The organism is Haloferula sp. A504, from assembly GCF_044385805.1.
GTDB lineage: Bacteria > Verrucomicrobiota > Verrucomicrobiia > Verrucomicrobiales > Akkermansiaceae > Haloferula.
On sequence record NZ_JBISBU010000185.1, the window covers coordinates 1 to 709 of the forward strand.

At 66.6% G+C, this 709-nt stretch carries 2 protein-coding genes; both read right to left on the minus strand.

Annotated elements, in window-relative coordinates; translation table 11 throughout:
* Positions 1–64: 64 nt before the first annotated feature.
* Positions 65–430: a helix-turn-helix domain-containing protein gene (locus tag ACG2LG_RS24095; protein WP_396263446.1), complete on the minus strand. Its 366-nt coding sequence runs from the start codon at positions 428–430 to the stop codon at positions 65–67.
* A gap of 12 nt (positions 431–442) precedes the next feature.
* Positions 443–709, minus strand: a 267-nt coding sequence (locus ACG2LG_RS24100; RefSeq protein ID WP_396263448.1) for a hypothetical protein, incomplete at its 5' end; no start/stop codon positions are given.

Consider the following 709-nt stretch of genomic DNA (forward strand, 5'->3'; position numbering starts at 1 on the left):
GCGGGTGCCGCCGTGCGGAAGTCGCTGGCGGAGTTCCTCGAGGCGCTGGATGCCGTGGTGGAGTTCATCGTTTTTTTTTATGGGGTTGGGCCGGGTGGGTCGGCGACTTGGTCGACGGGGCCGTGGAGCGCAGGTCGTGCAGCAGGTCCTGCAGGTCGTGGATCTCGGCCATCATGCCGAGGCGGTTCTCCAGGTCGCTGACCTTGCGGCGCAGGCGCTGGATTTCCGGGTCGGGCTTCGGTTTCGGCGGGCGTCCCGGGCGCTGGTCGGTCAAGCCCGAGAGCATTCCCTCCAACCCCCGGTTCTCCCACTCGTAGTAGGTCTTGCGGGAGACTCCCAGTTGGCGGGCCGCCTCGCTTGGGGTGATCTGCCCGGCGCGGACCCGCAGGATCATCTCGGCCCGCAGGCGGGCCTTCGGGTCGTTTTTCACGCTCCAGTTCTATCACGCCGGGGGCTTGTTGTCGCCCTTCTGGATGCGGCGCAGTCGCTGGTCGAGGTGCCGGGCCGGCCGGGCGATCTGCTGGTCCATCAGCTGGCGCAGGCGGGGACTCAGAGCCGCTCCGTCGTCCAGCTTGGCATGGCTCTCCAGCGCCTGGAGCATCCCCTCCATGGCCCGCTTCTGCCAATTCTGCAGCGTCATGTAGTTGATCTCCATCTCGCGGCAAATGTCGCTCTGGCTGAGTTTCTCCGTCCAGATGGCCAGTACTGC